The following is a 1,150-nucleotide window of genomic DNA, read 5'->3' on the forward strand; positions in this document are numbered from 1 at the left end:
TACAAATGGGCTCACTTGGATATCGCAGGTACAGCTTGGGTATCAGGAGGAAAAGACAAAGGTGCAACAGGTCGTCCGGTTCCTTTGCTACTGAACTATCTGTTAAGCAAAGCGTCTTAAATATCTAGCAAGACTATTGAGTTAATTACGACAGCGACAACAAAAGCATGCCCAGAATAGACCTATACCTCTTAAATGAAGCCAACTTTTCTGAGCAAATTGCTTTTTGTTGCCGTTTAACGGAGAAAGCCCTGCAACAACACAGTCGAATTCATATTCAGACTGTGGACGCTATTCAAAACGAAGCACTAAACAGCGCTTTATGGACTTTCAAACTCGAAAGCTTTATTCCTCATAGTCTCGGTCAAAATGAGTCAGAAAGCAAAACCGCGCCAGTCATCATCGATGACAAACCATTAAAGTCATCACTTCAAAAAGACGATTCTTTGCTCATCCTCCTACGAAAGCAGTTACCCGAGCGCTTGGAAGATTTCAGCCGTTTGTGCTTAATCATTCCGAATATTGAAATCGAAATTCAGGACGCACGTACCTTATACAAGCAACTAAAGAGCCTTGGCCATGAGGTTCATATCCACGATCTACGGAAAGCTTAGGGAAGTCTTTGCTTTTTTAAGCAACTATATTAAGCAAGTCCCTAGCTTCAGCTCGCTCACGCCATGTATAATGTCGGCCATTTTTTATCGTATGCCAAGCGAAAGTCAGGCACTCGACCTCTAGCCATTTTTAACGAGTAAGCATCAACGATTATGGATAAGACCTACCAACCTAGCGAAATAGAACAGTCTTGGTATAAAACCTGGGAAGAAAGCGGCTACTTCAAGCCTTCAAATGAAGCCCTACACCATTATGATTCCGCCACCGAATGTCACCGGTAGCTTGCATATGGGACATGCCTTCCAGGACTCTATTATGGATGCCCTAACCCGCTATCACCGCATGAAAGGTCATAACACTTTATGGCAGGTCGGTACCGACCACGCGGGTATTGCAACTCAAATGGTTGTTGAGCGCAAGCTTGCTGCTGAAGAAGGCAAAACTCGCCATGACCTCGGACGTGAAGCCTTTCTCGATAAAATCTGGGATTGGAAAGAAGAGTCCGGTGGCACAATTACCCGTCAGCTTCGTCGTT

2 protein-coding genes and 1 pseudogene are annotated in these 1,150 nt (G+C 44.5%); all 3 read left to right on the forward strand.

Translation table 11 applies throughout. The features are described from left to right. Window positions 1-120: hypothetical protein (locus A3729_RS31435; protein ID WP_156497788.1), on the forward strand; the 120-nt coding region annotated here is incomplete at its 5' end. A gap of 47 nt (window positions 121-167) precedes the next feature. Then, a complete protein-coding gene (locus tag A3729_RS08075) occupies window positions 168-614 on the forward strand; it encodes a DNA polymerase III subunit chi (RefSeq protein WP_068507836.1) in 447 nt (148 codons plus the stop codon). A gap of 153 nt (window positions 615-767) precedes the next feature. Then, a pseudogene (locus tag A3729_RS08080) lies at window positions 768-1,150 on the forward strand (class I tRNA ligase family protein); the annotation flags it as partial.

Source organism: Oleiphilus sp. HI0043 (assembly GCF_001634935.1).

Excerpts from the sequence above, each read along its gene's own strand:
- A3729_RS08075 (WP_068507836.1), top strand. The coding sequence starts at position 168 with ATGCCCAGAATAGACCTATACCTCTTAAATGAAGCCAACTTTTCTGAG.